The organism is Bacillus sp. MD-5, assembly GCF_002201875.1.
Taxonomy (GTDB): Bacteria; Bacillota; Bacilli; order Bacillales; family Bacillaceae; genus Bacillus; species Bacillus stercoris.
Window position 1 is genome coordinate 217,797 of sequence record NZ_CP021911.1, and the last position, 20,406, is coordinate 238,202.

At 49.1% G+C, this 20,406-nt stretch carries 8 protein-coding genes; 5 read left to right on the forward strand and 3 right to left on the reverse strand.

The genetic code is table 11. From position 1 onward, the window contains the following. The first annotated feature begins 7 nt into the window (after positions 1–7). From srfAB to CDO84_RS01020, 4 genes are all read left to right on the forward strand, one after another. Complete coding sequence (gene srfAB, locus CDO84_RS21890; RefSeq protein WP_040084198.1) at positions 8–10,759, forward strand: surfactin non-ribosomal peptide synthetase SrfAB; 10,752 nt, start codon at positions 8–10, stop codon at positions 10,757–10,759. Between the two features lie 36 nt (positions 10,760–10,795). After that, complete coding sequence (srfAC, locus tag CDO84_RS01010; RefSeq protein ID WP_040084197.1) at positions 10,796–14,623, forward strand: surfactin non-ribosomal peptide synthetase SrfAC; 3,828 nt, start codon at positions 10,796–10,798, stop codon at positions 14,621–14,623. A 28-nt stretch (positions 14,624–14,651) separates the two neighbouring features. Continuing rightward, positions 14,652–15,380: a surfactin biosynthesis thioesterase SrfAD gene (gene srfAD / locus CDO84_RS01015; protein WP_040084195.1), complete on the forward strand. Its 729-nt coding sequence runs from the start codon at positions 14,652–14,654 to the stop codon at positions 15,378–15,380. Positions 15,381–15,479: 99 nt separating this feature from the next. Further along, the gene (locus CDO84_RS01020) at positions 15,480–16,706 is read left to right on the forward strand and encodes an MFS transporter (protein ID WP_040084194.1); all 1,227 of its coding nucleotides are present in this window, start codon (positions 15,480–15,482) and stop codon (positions 16,704–16,706) included. A gap of 14 nt (positions 16,707–16,720) precedes the next feature. Here the strand turns inward: CDO84_RS01020 and CDO84_RS01025 are convergent, their stop codons facing one another. Both CDO84_RS01025 and CDO84_RS01030 read right to left on the reverse strand, forming a co-directional pair. Further along, positions 16,721–17,278 (reverse strand): YcxB family protein, encoded by a 558-nt coding sequence (locus tag CDO84_RS01025; protein ID WP_040084193.1) that lies wholly within the window; start codon positions 17,276–17,278, stop codon positions 16,721–16,723. A 53-nt stretch (positions 17,279–17,331) separates the two neighbouring features. Further along, positions 17,332–18,270: a DMT family transporter gene (locus CDO84_RS01030; protein ID WP_040084192.1), complete on the reverse strand. Its 939-nt coding sequence runs from the start codon at positions 18,268–18,270 to the stop codon at positions 17,332–17,334. A gap of 123 nt (positions 18,271–18,393) precedes the next feature. Between CDO84_RS01030 and CDO84_RS01035 the strand changes: the two genes are divergently transcribed. After that, complete coding sequence (locus CDO84_RS01035; protein WP_040084191.1) at positions 18,394–19,728, forward strand: aminotransferase-like domain-containing protein; 1,335 nt, start codon at positions 18,394–18,396, stop codon at positions 19,726–19,728. Here the strand turns inward: CDO84_RS01035 and CDO84_RS01040 are convergent. Continuing rightward, positions 19,723–20,397 (reverse strand): 4'-phosphopantetheinyl transferase, encoded by a 675-nt coding sequence (locus CDO84_RS01040; RefSeq protein WP_040084190.1) that lies wholly within the window; start codon positions 20,395–20,397, stop codon positions 19,723–19,725. The genes CDO84_RS01035 and CDO84_RS01040 overlap by 6 nt on opposite strands. Positions 20,398–20,406 lie beyond the last annotated feature (9 nt).

A 20,406-nucleotide genomic window follows, 5' to 3' on the forward strand; every position in this document is an offset into this window, starting at 1 on the left:
GTGGCATATGAGCAAAAAATCGATTCAAAAGGTGTACGCACTGACACCAATGCAGGAAGGAATGCTGTATCATGCGATGCTTGATCCGCATTCTTCCTCATACTTCACACAATTAGAGCTTGGGATTCACGGCGCTTTTGATCTTGAAATCTTTGAGAAAAGCGTCAATGAACTGATTCGGTCATACGATATTCTCCGTACGGTATTTGTGCATCAGCAGCTGCAAAAACCGCGTCAGGTCGTGTTAGCGGAACGCAAAACAAAGGTGCATTATGAGGATATCAGTCATGCAGACGCGAGCCGCCAGAAAGAGCACATTGAGCGTTACAAACAAGACGTTCAGCGCCAAGGCTTTAACCTGGCAAAAGACATTTTGTTCAAGGTGGCAGTTTTCCGCCTTGATGAAGATCAGCTGTACCTCGTCTGGAGCAATCATCATATTATGATGGACGGCTGGAGCATGGGCGTCCTCATGAAAAGCCTGTTCCAAAACTATGAAGCGCTCAGAGCTGGCAGGACACCGGCAAACGGTCAGGGCAAGCCTTATTCCGATTACATCAAGTGGCTTGGAAAACAGGACAATGAAGAAGCGGAGAGCTACTGGAGCGAGCGCTTGGCGGGTTTTGAACAGCCAAGTGTGCTCCCGGGCCGCCTGCCTGTGAAAAAGGACGAATACGTTAATAAAGAATATTCATTTACATGGGACGAAACACTGGTTGCCCGTATTCAGCAAACCGCAAATCTCCATCAAGTGACAGGGCCTAACCTATTTCAGGCCGTTTGGGGCATTGTTCTCAGCAAATACAACTTTACGGATGATGTGGTCTTCGGAACGGTCGTCTCAGGAAGGCCGTCTGAAATCAACGGAATTGAAACGATGGCGGGGCTGTTTATCAACACCATTCCGGTGCGGGTGAAAGTTGAACGAGATGCTGCATTCGCTGATATTTTCACAGCTGTTCAGCAGCATGCAGTAGAGGCGGAGCGTTACGATTACGTGCCGCTCTATGAGATTCAAAAACGCTCAGCCCTTGATGGCAATCTCTTAAACCATCTGGTCGCGTTTGAAAATTATCCGCTTGATCAGGAGCTTGAAAATGGCAGCATGGAAGACCGCCTCGGGTTCTCGATCAAGGTAGAAAGCGCATTTGAACAAACGAGCTTCGATTTCAACCTGATTGTGTATCCGGGCAAAACGTGGACCGTCAAAATCAAATATAACGGCGCCGCCTTTGATTCCGCTTTTATCGAACGGACAGCGGAGCACCTTACCCGCATGATGGAAGCAGCTGTCGATCAGCCGGCCGCGTTTGTGCGTGAGTACGGGCTTGTGGGAGCCGAAGAGCAGCGGCAAATTGTCGAGGTGTTTAACAGCACGAAAGCCGAACTCCCGGAAGGAATGGCTGTTCATCAAGTGTTTGAAGAGCAAGCGAAACGGACGCCGGCGAGCACTGCCGTTGTATATGAAGGAACCGAGCTGACATATCGCGAGCTGAATGCAGCGGCCAATCGTCTGGCGAGAAAGCTGATTGACCAAGGCCTTCAAAAAGGGGAAACAGTCGCGATTATGAACGACCGCTCAATAGAAACCGTTGTCGGCATGCTGGCTGTGTTAAAAGCAGGCGCTGCATATGTTCCGCTTGATCCAGCGCTTCCTGGGGACCGTCTTCGGTTCATGGCAGAGGACAGCTCCGTTCGAATGGTCTTGACCGGAATTTCTTATACAGAGCAGGCGCATCAGCTGCAGGTGCCGGTCCTTACACTGGACATAGGCTTGGATGAGAGCGAAGCGGCTGACAATCTCAACCTGCCATCCGCCCCGTCCGACTTGGCATACATCATGTACACATCCGGTTCAACGGGCAAACCAAAAGGCGTCATGATCGAACATAAAAGCATTCTGCGTCTCGTCAAAAATGCCGGGTACGTTCCTGTTACGGAAGAGGACCGCATGGCGCAAACGGGAGCGGTCAGCTTTGATGCCGGAACGTTTGAGGTATTCGGCGCACTGCTAAATGGCGCAGCGCTTTATCCGGTCAAAAAAGAGACGCTGCTTGATGCGAAACAATTTGCTGCATTCCTGCGCGAGCAAAGAATCTCGACGATGTGGCTGACATCACCTTTATTCAACCAGCTTGCCGCAAAGGATGCGGGTATGTTCGGCACACTGCGACATTTAATCATTGGGGGAGACGCACTCGTTCCGCATATTGTCAGCAAAGTCAAACAGGCATCGCCGTCGCTTTCATTGTGGAACGGATACGGCCCGACAGAAAACACGACGTTTTCAACAAGTTTTCTGATCGACCGCGAGTATGGCGGCTCTATCCCAATCGGGAAGCCGATCGGAAATTCCACTGCCTACATCATGGATGAGCAGGCACGCCTGCAGCCGATCGGCTCACCCGGCGAGCTTTGCGTCGGCGGAATTGGTGTGGCGCGAGGCTATGTCAATCTCCCTGAGCTGACGGACAAGCAATTTCTCGAAGATCCGTTCAGACCGGGTGAAAGGATTTATCGCACTGGCGACTTGGCAAGATGGCTGCCGGACGGCAATATCGAATTTTTAGGCAGAATCGACAACCAAGTGAAGGTGCGCGGCTTCCGAATTGAGCTTGGCGAAATTGAAACAAAACTGAACATGGCTGAGCATGTGACAGAGGCTGCGGTGATCATCCGCAAAAACAAAGCGGATGAAAATGAAATTTGCGCGTACTTTACGGCAGACCGTGAAGTTGCTGTGAGCGAGCTGAGAAAAACGCTATCTCAGTCTTTGCCTGACTATATGGTCCCTGCCCACCTGATTCAAATGGACAGTCTGCCGCTCACGCCGAACGGGAAAATCAACAAAAAAGAACTGCCCGCGCCGCAATCAGAAGCCGTGCAGCCGGAATACGCAGCACCAGAAACAGAGAGTGAAAAGAAATTAGCGGAGATCTGGGAAGGAATACTCGGTGTCAAAGCAGGCGTTACCGATAACTTCTTTATGATCGGCGGCCATTCTTTGAAAGCGATGATGATGACGGCAAAAATCCAAGAGCATTTCCATAAGGAAGTATCGATTAAAGTGCTTTTTGAAAAGCCGACCATTCAAGAATTGGCGTTGTATTTGGACGAGAACGAAAGCAAGGAGGAGCAGACGTTTGAACCGATCAGGCAAGCACCTTATCAGCAGCATTATCCTGTATCCCCGGCCCAGCGGAGAATGTATATCCTCAATCAGCTTGGACAAGCAAACACAAGCTACAACGTCCCCGCTGTACTTTTGCTGGAGGGAGAAGTAGATAAAGACCGGCTTGAAAACGCGATGCAGCAATTAATCAACCGGCACGAAATCCTTCGTACATCGTTTGACATGATCGACGGAGAGGTTGTACAAACCGTTCATAAAAACATATCGTTCCAGCTGGAGGCTGCCAAGGGACGGGAAGAAGACGCGGAGGAAATGATCAGAGCGTTCGTTCAGCCGTTTGAATTACATCGTGCGCCGCTCGTCCGTTCGAAGCTTGTCCAGCTGGAAGAAAATCGCCACCTGCTGCTCATTGATATGCATCATATTATCACTGACGGCAGTTCAACAGGCATACTGATCGGTGATCTTGCCAAAATGTATCAAGGCGCGGATCTGGAGCTGCCGCAAATTCACTATAAAGATTACGCAGTTTGGCACAAAGAACACGCTGATTATCAAAAAGATGAGGCATACTGGCTCGATGTCTTTAAAGGCGAGCTGCCAATACTGGATCTTCCCGCGGATTTCGAGCGGCCTGCTGAGCGGAGCTTTGCGGGAGAGCGCGTGATGTTCGGGCTTGATCAACAGATGACTGCTCAAATCAAGTCATTCTTAGCAGAAACGGATACGACAATGTACATGTTTTTGCTGGCGGCATTCAATGTACTCCTTTCTAAGTACGCGTCGCAGGATGATATCATTGTCGGCTCGCCGACAGCTGGCAGAACACATCCTGATCTGCAAGGTGTGCCGGGGATGTTTGTCAACACGGTAGCACTCAGAACGGCACCAGCGGGGGATAAAACCTTCGCGCAATTCCTTGAGGAGGTCAAAACAGCCAGCCTTCAAGCCTTCGAGCACCAGAGCTATCCGCTTGAGGAGCTGATTGAAAAGCTTCCTCTTACAAGGGATACAAGCAGAAGTCCGCTGTTCAGCGTGATGTTCAATATGCAGAATATGGAGATTCCTTCTTTAAGATTAGGAGATTTGAAGATTTCCTCGTATTCCATGCATCATCATGTGGCGAAATTTGACCTCTCCTTGGAAGCGGTCGAGCGTGAAGACGATATCGGCCTAAGCTTTGACTATGCGACTGCTCTGTTTAAGGACGAGACGATCCGCCGCTGGAGCAGCCACTTTGTCAATATCATCAAAGCGGCCGCGGCTAATCCGAACGTTCGGCTGTCTGAAGTAGATATGCTTTCATCTGCAGAAACGGCTGCTTTGCTGGAAGAAAGACATATGACTCAAATAACGGAAGCCACCTTTGCAGCTCTTTTTGAAAATCAGGCCCAGCAAACACCTGACCATCCTGCGGTGAAGGCTGGCGGAAATCTGCTGACCTATCGCGAGCTTGATGAACAGGCGAACCAGCTGGCGCACCATCTTCGTGCCCAAGGGGCAGGAAGTGAAGAGATCGTTGCGATTGTTATGGACCGGTCAGCTGAGGTGATGGTATCCATTCTCGGTGTCATGAAGGCGGGGGCAGCTTTCCTTCCGATTGATCCTGATACACCCGAAGAACGAATCCGTTATTCATTAGAAGACAGCGGAGCAAAAATTGCGATCGTCAATGAAAGAAACATGACGGCTATTGGGCAATATGAAGGGGCAATCGTCAACCTTGATGAAGGTAAATGGAGAAATGAAAGCAAGGAGCGCCCAGCATCCATTTCAGGGTCGCGCAATCTTGCATATGTCATTTATACGTCCGGTACGACCGGAAAGCCTAAGGGTGTGCAGATCGAGCATCGCAATTTGACAAACTATGTCTCTTGGTTTAGTGAAGAGGCGAGCCTGACGGAAAAGGATAAGACTGTATTGCTATCCTCTTACGCATTTGACCTAGGCTATACGAGCGTGTTCCCCGTGCTTCTGGGCGGGGGCGAGCTCCATATCGTACAGAAGGAAACCTATACGGCGCCGGATGAAATAGCGCACTATATCAAGGAGCATGGGATCACATATATCAAACTGACACCGTCTCTCTTCCATACAATGGTGAACACATCCAGTTTTGCAAAAGATGCGAACTTTAAATCCCTGCGCTTAATTGTGTTGGGAGGAGAAAAAATCATCCCGGCTGATGTTCTTGCCTTTCGCAGGATGTATGGACATACCGAATTTATCAATCACTACGGCCCGACAGAAGCAACGATCGGCGCCATCGCCGGACGGATTGGTCTGTCTGAGCCGGATGCATTTGCGAAACGCCCGACAATCGGAAAACCGATTGCGAATGCCGGCGCGCTTGTCTTAAATGAAGCATTGAAGCTTGTGCCGCCGGGAGCGAGCGGACAGCTCTATATTACGGGACAGGGGCTTGCGAGAGGATATCTCAACAGGCCTCAGCTGACAGCCGAGAGATTTGTGGAGAATCCATATTCACCGGGCAGCCTCATGTACAAAACCGGAGATGTCGTACGGAGACTTTCTGACGGTACGTTTGAATTTATCGGCCGGGCTGATGATCAGGTGAAAATCCGCGGCTACCGCATTGAGCCGAAAGAAATTGAAACGGTCATGCTCAGCCTCAGTGAAATTCAAGAAGCGGTTGTGCTAGCGGTTTCCGAGGGCGGCCTTCAAGAGCTTTGCGCGTATTATACGTCGGATCAGGCCATCGAAAAAGCAGAGCTCCGGAACCAGCTTTCACAAACACTGCCGTCTCATATGATTCCTGCTTTCTTTGTGCAGGTTGACGCAATTCCGCTGACGGCAAACGGGAAAACCGACAGAAACGCTTTGCCGAAGCCGAATGCGGCACAATCTTCTGGCAAGACCTTGGCGGCACCGGAAACAGCGCTTGAAGAAAGCTTATGCCGCATATGGCGGAAAACGCTTGGCATAGAAGCCATCGGCATTGACGACAATTTTTTCGATTTAGGCGGCCATTCATTAAAAGGAATGATGCTGATTGCCAACATTCAGGCAGAATTGGAGAAAAGCATACCGCTTAAAGCACTGTTCGAGCAGCCGACTATTCGCCAGCTGGCGGCTTATATGGAGGCGTCTGCTGTTTCAGGCGGCCATCAAGTCCTCAAGCCGGCTGACAAGCAGGCTATGTATCCATTGTCATCCGCGCAGAAACGGATGTATGTGCTCAATCAGCTTGACCGCCAGACGATAAGCTACAACATGCCATCTGTTCTTCTAATGGAAGGTGAGCTTGATGTTTCTCGCCTGCGCGACTCGCTCAATCAGCTTGTGAACCGTCACGAATCATTGCGGACGTCATTTATGGAAGCTAATGGTGAGCCTGTTCAGCGCATTATTGAGGAGGCGGAAGTTGATCTTCATCTGTTTGAAGCGGAAGAAGACGAAGCGGACCAAAAGATTAAGGAATTTATCCAGCCATTCGATTTAACCGACGCACCGCTCATTCGCGCCGCTTTGCTTCGAATAGAAGCGAAGAAACATTTGCTGCTTTTAGATATGCATCACATCATCGCAGACGGCGTCTCAAGAGGCATCTTTGTAAAAGAATTGGCGCTGCTTTACAAAGGAGAGCAGCTTCCGGAGCCGTCGCTTCATTATAAAGATTTCGCCGTTTGGCAACATGAAGCTGAGCAAAAAGAACGGATGAAGGAGCATGAGGCGTACTGGCTGTCGGTTCTTTCAGGCGAGCTGCCAGAGCTTGATCTCCCGCTCGATTACGCCCGTCCGCCGGTGCAAAGCTTTAAAGGAGATACGATTCGTTTCCGTACGGGAAGTGAGACGGCAAAGGCGGTCGAAAAGCTGCTCGCGGAAACCGGAGCGACCTTGCACATGGTGCTCCATGCTGTTTTCCACGTCTTTTTAAGCAAAATTTCCGGACAGCGGGATATCGTCATCGGCTCTGTTACTGCGGGCCGGACGAATGCCGATGTCCAAGACATGCCGGGAATGTTCGTCAATACACTTGCCCTGAGAATGGAAGCGAAAGAACAGCAGACATTTGCGGAGCTTCTGGAGCAAGCGAAGCAGACGAACCTGTCAGCGCTGGAGCATCAGGAGTATCCATTTGAAGATCTGGTTAATCAGCTTGATCTCCCTCGGGATATGAGCCGAAATCCAGTATTTAATGTGATGGTGACGACAGAAAACCCCGATAAAGAACAGCTTACATTGCCAAATCTGAGCATTTCACCTTATGAGGCTCATCAGGGAACCTCTAAGTTTGATCTGACATTGGGCGGGTTTACTGATGAAAACGGCATTGGCTTGCAGCTCGAATATGCGACAGATCTGTTCACAAAAGAAACGGCTGAAAAATGGAGCGAATACGTTCTGAGGTTACTAAAGGCTGTTGCGGAAAACCCGAACCAGCCGCTTTCCAGCCTGTCACTCGTCACTGAAACAGAAAAACAAGCGCTTCTTGAGGCATGGAAGGGCAAAACGCTGCCTGTGCCGACAGACAAAACGGTTCATCAGCTATTCGAAGAGACTGTTCAGCGCCACAAAGATCGCCCGGCTGTCACATACAACGGCCGATCTTGGACGTACGGCGAGCTGAATGCGAAGGCAAACCGTCTCGCGCGAATTCTGATCGACTGCGGCATCAGCCCGGATGACCGCGTCGGCGTCCTCACGAAGCCGTCGCTTGAAATGTCCGCCGCGGTGCTTGGCGTCTTAAAGGCGGGAGCGGCATTTGTGCCGATTGATCCTGACTACCCGGATCAGCGGATTGAGTATATTTTACAGGACAGCGGCGCGAAGCTTCTCTTGAAGCAAGAGGGCATTTCAGTGCCGGACAGCTATACGGGAGAGGTCATTCTTCTCGACGGAAGCCGCACGATTCTAAGCCTGCCGCTTGATGAAAATGACGAGGAGAATCCAGAGACCGCTGTAACCGCTGAGAACTTGGCGTACATGATTTACACATCTGGAACGACCGGACAGCCGAAGGGTGTCATGGTCGAGCACCATGCGCTTGTGAACCTGTGCTTCTGGCACCACGACGCGTTCAGTATGACAGCGGAGGACCGCAGTGCGAAGTACGCGGGCTTTGGGTTTGACGCCTCCATTTGGGAGATGTTCCCGACCTGGACGATCGGCGCCGAGCTTCACGTTATTGATGAAGCGATCCGCCTCGATATTGTCCGCCTAAACGATTATTTCGAAACGAACGGCGTGACGATCACGTTCCTGCCGACACAGCTGGCGGAACAGTTCATGGAGCTTGAGAACACATCACTGCGCGTATTGCTCACAGGCGGAGACAAGCTGAAGCGTGCCGTGAAAAAGCCGTACAAGCTCGTCAACAACTACGGGCCGACAGAAAATACGGTCGTTGCCACAAGCACGGAAATCCATCCGGAGGAAGGCTCGCTTTCCATCGGACAGGCAATCGCCAATACGAGAGTGTACATTCTTGGTGAGGGCAATCAGGTGCAGCCGGAAGGCGTAGCCGGAGAGCTTTGTGTGGCGGGACGCGGACTGGCACGCGGCTATCTGAACCGAGAAGACGAAACCGCGAAGCGGTTTGTCGCTGATCCGTTTGTGCCGGGTGAACGCATGTACCGCACCGGCGATTTGGTGAAGTGGGTGAACGGCGGCATCGAATACATTGGCCGGATCGACCAGCAGGTCAAGGTCCGCGGCTACCGGATCGAGCTTTCAGAAATCGAAGTCCAGCTCGCACAGCTTTCTGACGTACAGGATGCGGCAGTGACAGCTGTCAAAGATAAAGGCGGCAATACAGCGATCGCGGCGTATGTCACACCTGAATCAGCTGACATAGAAGCACTGAAATCAGCACTGAAGGAAACCCTGCCGGATTACATGATCCCGGCGTTCTGGGTGACGCTGAGCGAGCTTCCGGTTACGGCAAACGGCAAAGTGGACCGCAAAGCCTTGCCTGAGCCGGACATCGAAGCGGGAAGCGGAGAATACAAAGCGCCGACGACCGACATGGAAGAGCTGCTTGCCGACATCTGGCAGGACGTGCTTGGAATGGCTGAAGTCGGTGTCACCGACAATTTCTTCTCGCTTGGCGGAGATTCTATCAAAGGAATTCAGATGGCGAGCCGCTTGAACCAGCACGGCTGGAAGCTGGAAATGAAAGATCTCTTCCAGCACCCGACGATCGAGGAGCTGACCCAATACGTAGAGCGTGCCGAAGGCAAACAGGCAGACCAAGGCCCGGTGGAGGGCGAAGTCATCCTGACGCCGATCCAGCGCTGGTTCTTTGAAAAGAACTTCACGAACAAGCACCACTGGAACCAATCGGTGATGCTTCACGCCAAGAAGGGCTTTGATCCTAAACGTGTGGAGAAAACATTGCAGGCGCTGATCGAGCATCATGACGCGCTCCGCATGGTTTACCGTGAGGAAAACGGGGACATCATTCAGGCGTATCAACCGATCGGTGAGAGCAAGGTAAGTTTCGAAATCGTGGATCTGTACGGCTCTGATGAAGAGATGCTGAAAAAACAGATTAAGATTCTGGCGAACAGGCTGCAAAGCAGTATTGATCTGCAAAACGGGCCCCTTCTAAAGGCGGAGCAATACCGCACGGAAGCTGGGGATCACCTGCTCATCGCTGTACACCATCTCGTGGTCGACGGTGTGTCATGGCGGATTTTGCTTGAAGATTTTGCTTCAGGCTACATGCAGGCTGAGAAAGAAGAGAGCCTTGTCTTCCCGCAAAAAACAAACTCCTTCAAGGACTGGGCGGAAGAACTGGCGGCATTCAGCCAATCAGCGCATCTTTTACAGCAGGCTGAATACTGGTCGCAAATTGCCGCTGAGCAGGTTTCTCCTTTACCGAAGGATTGTAAAACAGAGCAGCGGATCGTCAAGGATACATCATCCGTCCTATGTGAATTAACGGAAGAAGACACGAAGCATCTTTTAACAGATGTTCATCAGCCATATGGAACTGAAATCAACGATATACTTCTCAGCGCGCTTGGTTTGACAATGAAAGAATGGACAGCCAGTGCCAAAATCGGCATTAACCTTGAGGGACACGGCCGGGAGGACATCATCCCGAATGTGAATATCTCCAGAACGGTCGGCTGGTTTACGGCACAATACCCAGTTGTGCTCGACATGTCTGAAGCAGATGTCTCAGCTGTGATCAAAACAGTCAAAGAAAACCTGCGCCGCATTCCGGATAAAGGTGTTGGCTACGGCATTCTTCGTTATTTCACAGAAACATCGGAAACAAAGGGCTTCACACCGGAGATCAGCTTCAACTATTTGGGCCAATTCGACAGTGAAGTCAAAACCGATTTCTTTGAACCGTCCGCTTTCGATATGGGGCGCCAAGTAAGCGGAGAATCAGAGGCGCTGTACGCTTTAAGCTTCAGCGGCATGATCAGAAACGGCCGGTTTGTGCTTTCCTGCTCCTACAATGAGAAGGAGTTTGAGAGAGCCACGATTGAAGAGCGAATGGAACGGTTTAAAGAAAATCTTCTGATGCTGATCCGCCATTGCACGGAAAAAGAAGACAAGGAATTCACGCCAAGTGACTTCAGCGCCGAAGACCTTGAAATGGATGAGATGGGAGATATCTTTGACATGCTTGAGGAGAATTTAAAATAAAACGCAAGGGAATTACAGAAGGCGGGAGCGAAACATATGAGTCAATTTAGCAAGGATCAGGTTCAAGATATGTATTACCTATCGCCGATGCAGGAAGGGATGCTGTTTCATACCATCCTGAATCCCGGCCAAAGCTTTTACCTTGAACAGATCACGATGAAAGTAAAAGGCAGCTTGAATATCAAATGCCTAGAAGAAAGCATGAATGTGATCATGGACCGGTACGATGTATTTCGTACCGTGTTCATTCACGAAAAAGTAAAAAGGCCTGTCCAAGTCGTATTGAAAAAACGGCAGTTTCATATAGAAGAAATCGATCTGACATATGCAACAGACAGCGAGCAAGCAGCCAAAATCAATGAATACAAGGAACAGGATAAGATCAGAGGCTTTGATTTGACGCGGGATATTCCGATGCGGGCAGCTGTTTTCAAAAAAACTGAAGAAAGCTTTGAATGGGTGTGGAGCTACCACCACATTATTTTGGACGGCTGGTGCTTCGGCATCGTCGTACAGGATCTATTTAAAGTATACAATGCTCTGCGCGAACAAAAGCCGTACAGCCTGCCGCCAGTCAAACCGTATAAAGACTATATCAAGTGGCTTGAAAAGCAGGATAAACACGCATCGCTGCATTACTGGCGCGAGTACTTAAAGGATGTTGAGGGACAAACGACGTTTGCGGAGCAAAGAAAGAAACAAAAGGACGGCTATGAGCCGAAAGAGCTGCTCTTTTCATTGCCGAAGGCGGAAACAAAGGCCTTTACCGAGCTTGCAAAATCGCAGCATACCACTTTAAGCACGGCGCTGCAGGCAGTCTGGAGCGTATTGATCAGCCGCTATCAGCAGTCTGGCGATTTAACGTTCGGTACAGTCGTTTCCGGGCGTCCCGCGGAAATCAAAGGCGTTGAACATATGGTTGGACTGTTTATCAACGTTGTCCCGAGACGTGTAAAGCTGTCTAAGGATATCACATTTACCGGCTTGCTCAAGCAGCTGCAGGAGCAATCGCTGCAGTCCGAGCCGCATCAATATGTGCCGCTTTATGACATCCAAAGCCAGGCCGATCAGCCGAAACTGATTGACCACATCATTGTTTTTGAGAACTATCCGCTTCAGGATGCGAAAAATGAAGAAAGCAGTGAAAACGGTTTTGATATGGTGGATGTTCATGTTTTTGAGAAGTCGAATTATGATCTCAACCTAATGGCTTCTCCAGGTGAAGAGATGCTGATTAAGCTTGCTTATAATGAGAATGTGTTTGATGAGGCGTTTATCCTGCGCTTGAAATCTCAGCTTCTCACAGCAATTCAGCAGCTCATCCAGAATCCGGATCAGCCTGTCAGCACGATCAACCTCGTTGACGACAGGGAGAGAGAATTTTTGCTTACTGGCTTAAACCCGCCGGCTCAAACTCATGAGACAAAACCTCTGACCGATTGGTTTAAGGAAGCGGTGAATCTCAATCCAAATGCGCCGGCGCTTACGTATTCCGGCCAGACCCTGTCTTATCGCGAATTAAATCAGGAAACGAACCGCCTTGCGCACCGTTTGCAAAAACACGGTGCGGGCAAAGGCTCCGTTGTAGCGCTGTACACGAAGCGCTCACTTGAACTGGTGATCGGCATTCTCGGTGTATTAAAGGCGGGAGCGGCTTATCTGCCAGTTGACCCGAAGCTGCCAGAGGACCGAATCTCGTATATGCTGGCTGACAGTGATGCAGCCTGTCTGCTGACACATCAGGAGATGAAAGAACAGGCGGCTCAGCTGCCGTATACAGGCACAACGCTCGTCATCGATGATCAAACACGGTTTGAGGAAAAGGAAAGCGATCCTGCCACCGCGATTGATCCCGATGATCCGGCATATATCATGTACACGTCGGGCACAACCGGAAAGCCGAAGGGCAATATGACCACTCATGCCAATATTCAAGGGTTGGTCAAGCACGTAGACTACATGGCATTTTCTGAAAAAGATACGTTCTTATCTGTTTCGAATTACGCCTTCGACGCATTTACCTTTGATTTCTACGCTTCCATACTGAATGCGGCACGGCTCATTATCGCAGATGAACATACGCTGCTTGATACAGAGCGGCTCACTGATCTGATCAAGAAGGAAAATGTCAATGTCATGTTTGCGACAACTGCGCTGTTTAATCTTCTCACAGATGCGGGAGAGGATTGGATGAAGGGGCTTCGCTGCGTGTTATTCGGCGGAGAGCGCGCGTCTGTGCCGCACGTCAGGAAAGCGCTGCGGGTCATGGGGCCGGGCAAGCTGATTAACTGTTACGGGCCGACCGAGGGAACAGTGTTTGCGACTGCTCACGTCGTGCAAGATATACCGGATTCCATCTCCTCATTGCCGATCGGAAAGCCGATCAGCAATGCCAGTGTTTATATTCTGAATGAGCAAAGCCAGCTCCAGCCATTCGGGGCGATCGGTGAACTGTGCATCAGCGGAATGGGCGTGTCAAAAGGATATGTAAATCGTGCTGACCTCACGAAGCAAAAGTTTATCAAGAACCCGTTTAAGCCGGAAGAAATGCTTTACCGCACAGGGGATTTAGCACGCTGGCTGCCGGATGGAACGATTGAATACGCCGGCCGTATTGACGATCAGGTCAAAATACGGGGACACCGGATTGAGCTTGAAGAAATTGAAAAGCAGCTGCAGGAATACCCGGGAGTGAAAGATGCGGTCGTTGTTGCGGACTGCCCTGAGTCTGGCGATGCATCAATCAACGCCTACCTGGTGACCCGGACGCAGCTTTCAGCTGAAGGCGTAAAGGCGCACCTGAAAAAACAGCTTCCTGCTTACATGGTGCCGCAAACCTTTACCTTCTTGGATGAGCTTCCTTTAACGACAAACGGGAAAGTCAATAAACGGCTGCTGCCAAAACCTGATCAGGATCAGCTGGCGGAAGAATGGATCGGACCGCGAAACGAGATGGAAGAAAAAATCGCGCAAATCTGGTCTGAGGTTCTCGGCAGAAAACAAGTCGGCATTCATGACGATTTCTTTGTGCTCGGAGGACATTCCTTGAAGGCAATGACCGCCGCCTCCCGCATCAAGAAGGAGCTCGGGATTGATCTTCCGGTAAAGGTTTTGTTTGAAGCGCCGACAATCGCCGGTATTTCAGCGTTTTTGAAAAACGGGGGCTCAGATGGATTGCAGGATGTAACGATAATGAATCCCGATCAGGAACAGATCATTTTCGCATTTCCTCCAGTCTTGGGCTATGGCCTCATGTACCAAAACCTGGCCAACCGCTTGCCGTCATACAAGCTGTGCGCCTTTGACTTCATTGAGGAAGAAAATCGCCTTGACCGCTATACGGATTTGATCCAGAAGCTTCAACCGGAAGGGCCTTTGACTTTGTTTGGATATTCAGCAGGATGCAGCCTGGCGTTTGAAGCTGCCAAAAAGCTTGAGGAACAAGGCCGTATTGTGCAGCGGATCATCATGGTGGATTCCTATAAAAAACAAGGTGTCAGTGATCTGGACGGACGCACGGTTGAAAGTGATGTCGAAGCGTTGATGAATGTCAACCGGGACAATGAAGCGCTCAACAGCGAAGCCGTCAAACAAGGACTTAAGCAAAAAACACATGCCTTTTACTCATACTACGTCAGCCTGATCAGCACAGGCCAGGTGAAAGCAGATATTGATCTGCTGACTTCAGGCGCTGATTTTGACATGCCGGAATGGCTTGCATCATGGGAAGAGGCAACAACAGGTGTTTATCGTGTGAAAAGAGGCTTCGGAACACACGCAGAAATGCTGCAGGGCGAAACGCTAGATAGGAATGCCGTAATTTTGCTCGAATTCCTTAATACACAAACCGTAACGGTTTCTTAAATGAAGTGATGAAAGGAGGAGACAGCCAATGAGCCAACTCTTCAAATCATTTGATGCGTCGGAAAAAACGCAGCTCATCTGTTTTCCGTTTGCCGGCGGCTACTCAGCGTCGTTTCGCCCTCTCCATGCTTTTTTGCAGGGGGAGTGTGAGATGCTTGCTGCTGAGCCGCCGGGACACGGCACGAATCAAACGACAGCCATTGAGGATCTCGAAGAGCTGACGGATTTGTACAAGCAAGAACTGAACCTGGGCCCTGATCGGCCGTTTGTGCTGTTCGGACACAGTATGGGCGGCATGATCACCTTCAGGCTGGCGCAAAAGCTTGAGCGGGAAGGCATCTTTCCACAGGCAGTTATCATTTCTGCGATACAGCCGCCTCATATTCAGCGGAAGAAAGTGTCCCATCTGCCTGATGATCAATTCCTTGATCATATTATCAAATTAGGCGGAATGCCCGCAGAGCTTGTTGAAAATAAGGAGGTCATGTCCTTTTTCCTGCCTTCCTTCCGATCGGACTACCGGGCGCTTGAACAATTTGTGCTTCACGACCTGGCCCAGATCCAATCGCCTGTTCATGTCTTTAACGGGCTTGATGATAAAAAATGCATTCGAGATGCGGAAGGCTGGAAGAAGTGGGCAAAAGACATCACATTCCATCAATTTGACGGCGGCCACATGTTCCTGCTGTCACAAACGGAAGAAGTCGCAGAACGGATTTTTGCAATCTTGAATCAGCATCCGATCATTCAATCGTGATCAAAAGCGGACAGCTCAGGCTGTTCCGCTTTTTAGTGTGGAATGACAATTTTTGCATGGTATAATAGTCGAAATACTCAAATAAAGGCAGGTCAAAACATGCGCACGTCTCCCAGGATGAAATGGTTTGTATTGCTGTTTACGTTTGTTTTCGCCATCGGAATGAACTCATTCAGAAACTCCTTTCAATTTTTTATGCTTCCAATGGCGGATGCCTTCCATGCCGACAGGTCGCTGATCTCGGTTTCTGTCAGCATTTTTATGATCACAACCGGCATCGTCCAGTTTTTTGTCGGTTTTTTTATCGACCGGTTCAGTGTCAGAAAAATTATGGCGCTGGGGGCTGTTTGCATCAGCGCTAGCTTTTTGGTGCTTCCGTATTCACCAAATGTTCATGTGTTTTCCGCTATTTACGGTGTGCTTGGCGGGATCGGCTATTCCTGTGCGGTCGGCGTGACAACCCAGTATTTCATCAGCCGCTGGTTTGACACACACAAAGGTCTGGCACTTGCTATTTTGACCAATGCCAACTCTGCGGGCTTGCTGCTTCTCTCGCCCATTTGGGCAGCGGCTCCGTACCATGCCGGCTGGCAGAACACCTATACCATTTTGGGAATCGTCATGGCGGCTGTTCTGCTGCCGCTCCTCGCCTTCGGGATGAAGCACCCGCCACATGCACAAGTGCAGTCAGTGAAAAAATCTTATGACTGGAGAGGATTTTGGAACGTGATGAAGCAGTCTCGCCTCATTCATATCCTGTACTTTGGGGTGTTTACTTGCGGATTTACGATGGGAATCATTGATGCTCACCTCGTCCCGATACTGAAGGATGCGCATGTCTCTCATGTTAACGGAATGATGGCCGCGTTCGGGGCGTTTATTATCATTGGCGGATTATTGGCGGGCTGGCTGTCAGATCTCCTCGGCAGCAGAAGCATCATGCTATCCATCTTATTTTTCATCCGGCTGCTCAGCCTGATTTGCCTGCTCATCCCCATTTTCGGAATTCATCACAGCGAACTTTGGTATTTTGGCTTTATCCTGTTATTTGGACTCAGTTACACAGGCGTGATCCCGCTGACCGCGGCGTCAATTTCAGAAAGCTATCAAACAGGATTGATCGGTTCGCTGTTAGGCATCAATTTCTTTATCCATCAGGCTGCCGGGGCTCTCAGTGTGTATACGGGCGGTTTGTTTTTTGACATGACTCATGATTATCTGCTGATTGTTGCTGTGTGTATCGTGTTTGTAGGTGTATCGGCTGTAATAGAGCTTGTGCCGTTTTTCGATAAACAAAAGGCAAAAGAAACCCATCAATCAATATAAAAGGACCGGCACTATCAATGCCGATCCTTTTTAAATTTGAGTTTTTTTGTTTCGGTATTTTTAAGGATAATCTCCTTGAATCTGTTCATCTCCACTTCGGAATGAAAAAAATGTTTTGGTATCGCAATATATTGGCTGCTGGATGTATTGATCCGAAAGATATTCTTATATTCGAAAACAGCTGTGATTTCATTCCAATTGAAAATGAGGTCATATTTTTTAGAACTTATACGAATTCCTTCTTGATTCACAGTATATGTTCTTTTGGATTTCATCCGTTCGTTCTTCTTGTATGCTCTGGAAAACTTCACATATAGAAGAAGGAGGAGCAGCAGTGTAAACAGAACGGACAACACGATAATCAACATACTGTTCATAAACAAGTTAAGCGCGTCACTGCCATAAACGATACGGGGCCATCCGTTAATGAAGTTAACTGCAGCAAATATGGCACAACACAACAGAAAGTAAAAGCATGACATTTTTGCGATTTGATAAAAAAAGATTTCTCTTACATCCTTAAAAGTGATTTCTCCTGGAAGAATGATACTTTCACTAGCATATTGAATCATACGGTAAACCTACACCTCTAACCATGTTTTTCCTTTCAGTCTAGCATAATTTCTCATTTTTTTGCAGGCATACCAGAGCGCTTTGTTTTTTTCTGCAGATTGGTATTGCTCCCCAGCACGCCAATCATAATACAAACTGCTCCGGCAAAGTGATACCAGGCAAGGCTTTCGTTTAGAATCACCACTCCTGCAATCATCGTTACGATAGTAGATACATGATTAAAAGCACTCATTTTAAACGCCTCAATCCGTGACAGCGTATAGTTAGACAAGAATGAAGTGACGAGTGAAGACAGCACGCCCAAATACAAAATAGAGAGAACGAAGCCGGGCTCCCGGAATGGCAGAAAATAAGTGCCGACAGTTCCCGCCGCTCCGTGGCGCACAAGGGCAATGGCGTTGAAGACGACAAAGCCGATGGCAGACATGATGTAGGTAAGCTCGGTCAGCTTGAACCGCTGCGTCATTTTTCTGGCAGCGGTATTGTACATCGCTGAAGACAAGGCGGACAACAGTATCAGCAAAGACCCTTTTAAGCTGGCTGATTCCACGTCAACGCCTTTCATCACAAAAATAAACATGACACCGGCAACGGATAAAACCGTGAACCCCTTTTGTATCCACGTCGGGCGTTCCTTTAAAACATAAGCGGCAAACACCATCGTGAAAATCGGAATGGCTGCCTGAATAACCCCCGCTTCAGATGAGGACGAGTACACAAGGCCGAATGCCTGAAAGCTGAAAAATAGCGCGGGATACAGCAGGGCGAGCGGCAAAATGGCAATGACGTCCTTTATGCGGATTGAAAGCTTTACCCAGCCGAATAAGACAGGTACAGTGGCCGCAGCAAACGCAATGGTGAACCGGTGCGCCAGAATATCAAACGGCTCTGCTGTTTCCAGTGCGATTTTTACGAATAGAAAGGATAAACCGATAATAACCGAATATAAAACAGCCGCTATATAAGCGGAGGCTTGCTGATGTTTAACCATAATGGGAGGTGCTCCTTTACCTGAATTGCAGCGCCGGTCGCTCCCTTTATTGTATGGCCGCGGTCAGCACGGTACAATGAGAAAAACAATGAACTGTACCGGTACAAAACAGGAGGAGAAGACATGGAGAAATATATGTGTCTATTAACGAGGATAGAGGAGATGATGCAAAGCACCGCCTATCAAGAAGGAGACAGGCTTCCATCTATCCGTCAGCTGTCCGCCCGCCACCAAGTCAGCAAAAGCACAGTGATCCGCGCGCTGCAGGAGCTGGAAAAGCGCCACCTTATCTATTCCGTTCCGAAAAGCGGCTATTATATTGTGAAAAAGACGGGGAAATCAAAAAGTGGGCAGCCTGGCCCCATCGACTTTGCCACATCTGCGCCGGATCCAGATGTGTTTCCGTATCTTGATTTTCAGCACTGCATCAACAAAGCGATTGATACATATAAAAACGATTTGTTTATTTATGGGACGCCAAAGGGGCTTCCATCACTCATCCGTGTACTCCGAAAGCTCTTGGCCAATCAGCAGGTATTTGCGGATGAACGGCACATTTTCATTACTTCAGGTGTCCAGCAGGCGTTATCCTTGCTTTGTGCCATGCCGTTTCCAAATGGGAAAGAGAAGATCGCCATTGAACAGCCGGGCTACCATTTGATGGTCGAACAGCTTGAGACGCTTGGAATTCCCGCCATCGGAGTGAAACGAACGGAAGAGGGGCTCAATTTAACCGAGGTTGAGCGGCTGTTTCAAACAGAATCGATCAAATTTTTTTACACGATGCCGCGCTTCCATAACCCGCTTGGCTGCTCTTTGTCAGAGCAAGAGAAACAAGAGCTTGTAAGACTGGCAGAAGCGTATGATGTCTATCTCGTTGAGGATGATTATCTCGGTGATTTGGAAGAAAATAAAAAGGCAGATCCGCTGCACGCATATGACCTGTCCTCACATGTCATTTATTTGAAAAGTTTCTCGAAAATGATGTTTCCCGGTCTTCGTGTGGGGGCGGCTGTTTTGCCCGAAGCACTGACTGACATGTTTCATGCGTACAAAAAGCTGAACGACATCGACTGTTCGATGATTTCTCAAGCGGCATTGGAGATTTATCTGAAAAGCGGTATGTATGGCAGGCACAAGGAGAAAATCAGAGATTCCTATAAGGAGCGATCACTGAGGCTTCATCAAGCCATTCAAACCCACAGGCAGCTGGGAAGCGGACGCTTTACGTTTTCAGGCGGCCAGGCACCCTGTATGCACACCCATCTGGTGCTTCCTGAGGATCTACCGGCCTCAAGAGTGATTCATAGACTGAAAAAACAAGGGGTTCACCTTGAGGCGATAGACCGTCATTATTTATCAGGTTATCCAAAAGAAAATCTATTAAAAATCAATATATCCAATGTGAAAACGGAAGATATTGATCGCGGTGTCAAGCTGTTGATGAGCCATTTATAAAAGCGCTTCGTACGAGACCATTGTGATATCCTCAGGGAAATCAGGGTGCGCGGCGCATACAGCCATTTTGTAGCCGGGATCGACATCATACGTTTTGATATAGCAGGGGGAATGGCTGTCCGGAAGCTCAATGGATACTTCTCCGTCCTGATGCAGGCGCACTGAAAAGGAATCAAGCGGTAGTGATAACCCCTTGCCCTCCTGTTTGATAAAGCTTTCTTTCATTGACCATAGATGATAAAAATAGTCTGTTTGCTCGTCTTTGTTTTTGGCTAAAAGGTCGCTGTACTCTGTTTTTGAAAAGAAGCGCTTGGCGATCTCAAGGCTGATCGGTTTCATTTTTTCAATATCGATGCCGATGGGCTGTGAATCAAACGCACCAATGACCCAGCGGCCGGAATGAGAAATGTTGAAATGGGCGTCAGGAAGATCAGGGATGCAGGGCTTCCCGTATTCCTGCGTGCTGAAGCGGATATCAGATTTGTCCAACTGATACTGCCCGCTTATGACTGAACGAACAAGCACATCTCCCAGCAGGGTGCGGTGTGCATCTTCTTTATGATAAAATCTCCGGCATTTCTCCCGTTTTTCAGGCGATATGAAAGACATGAACCGTTCAGTCTCTTCCTGTGAAAGCGGGCGGTCCATATAAATTCCGTAAATCTTCATTCTAGGTCC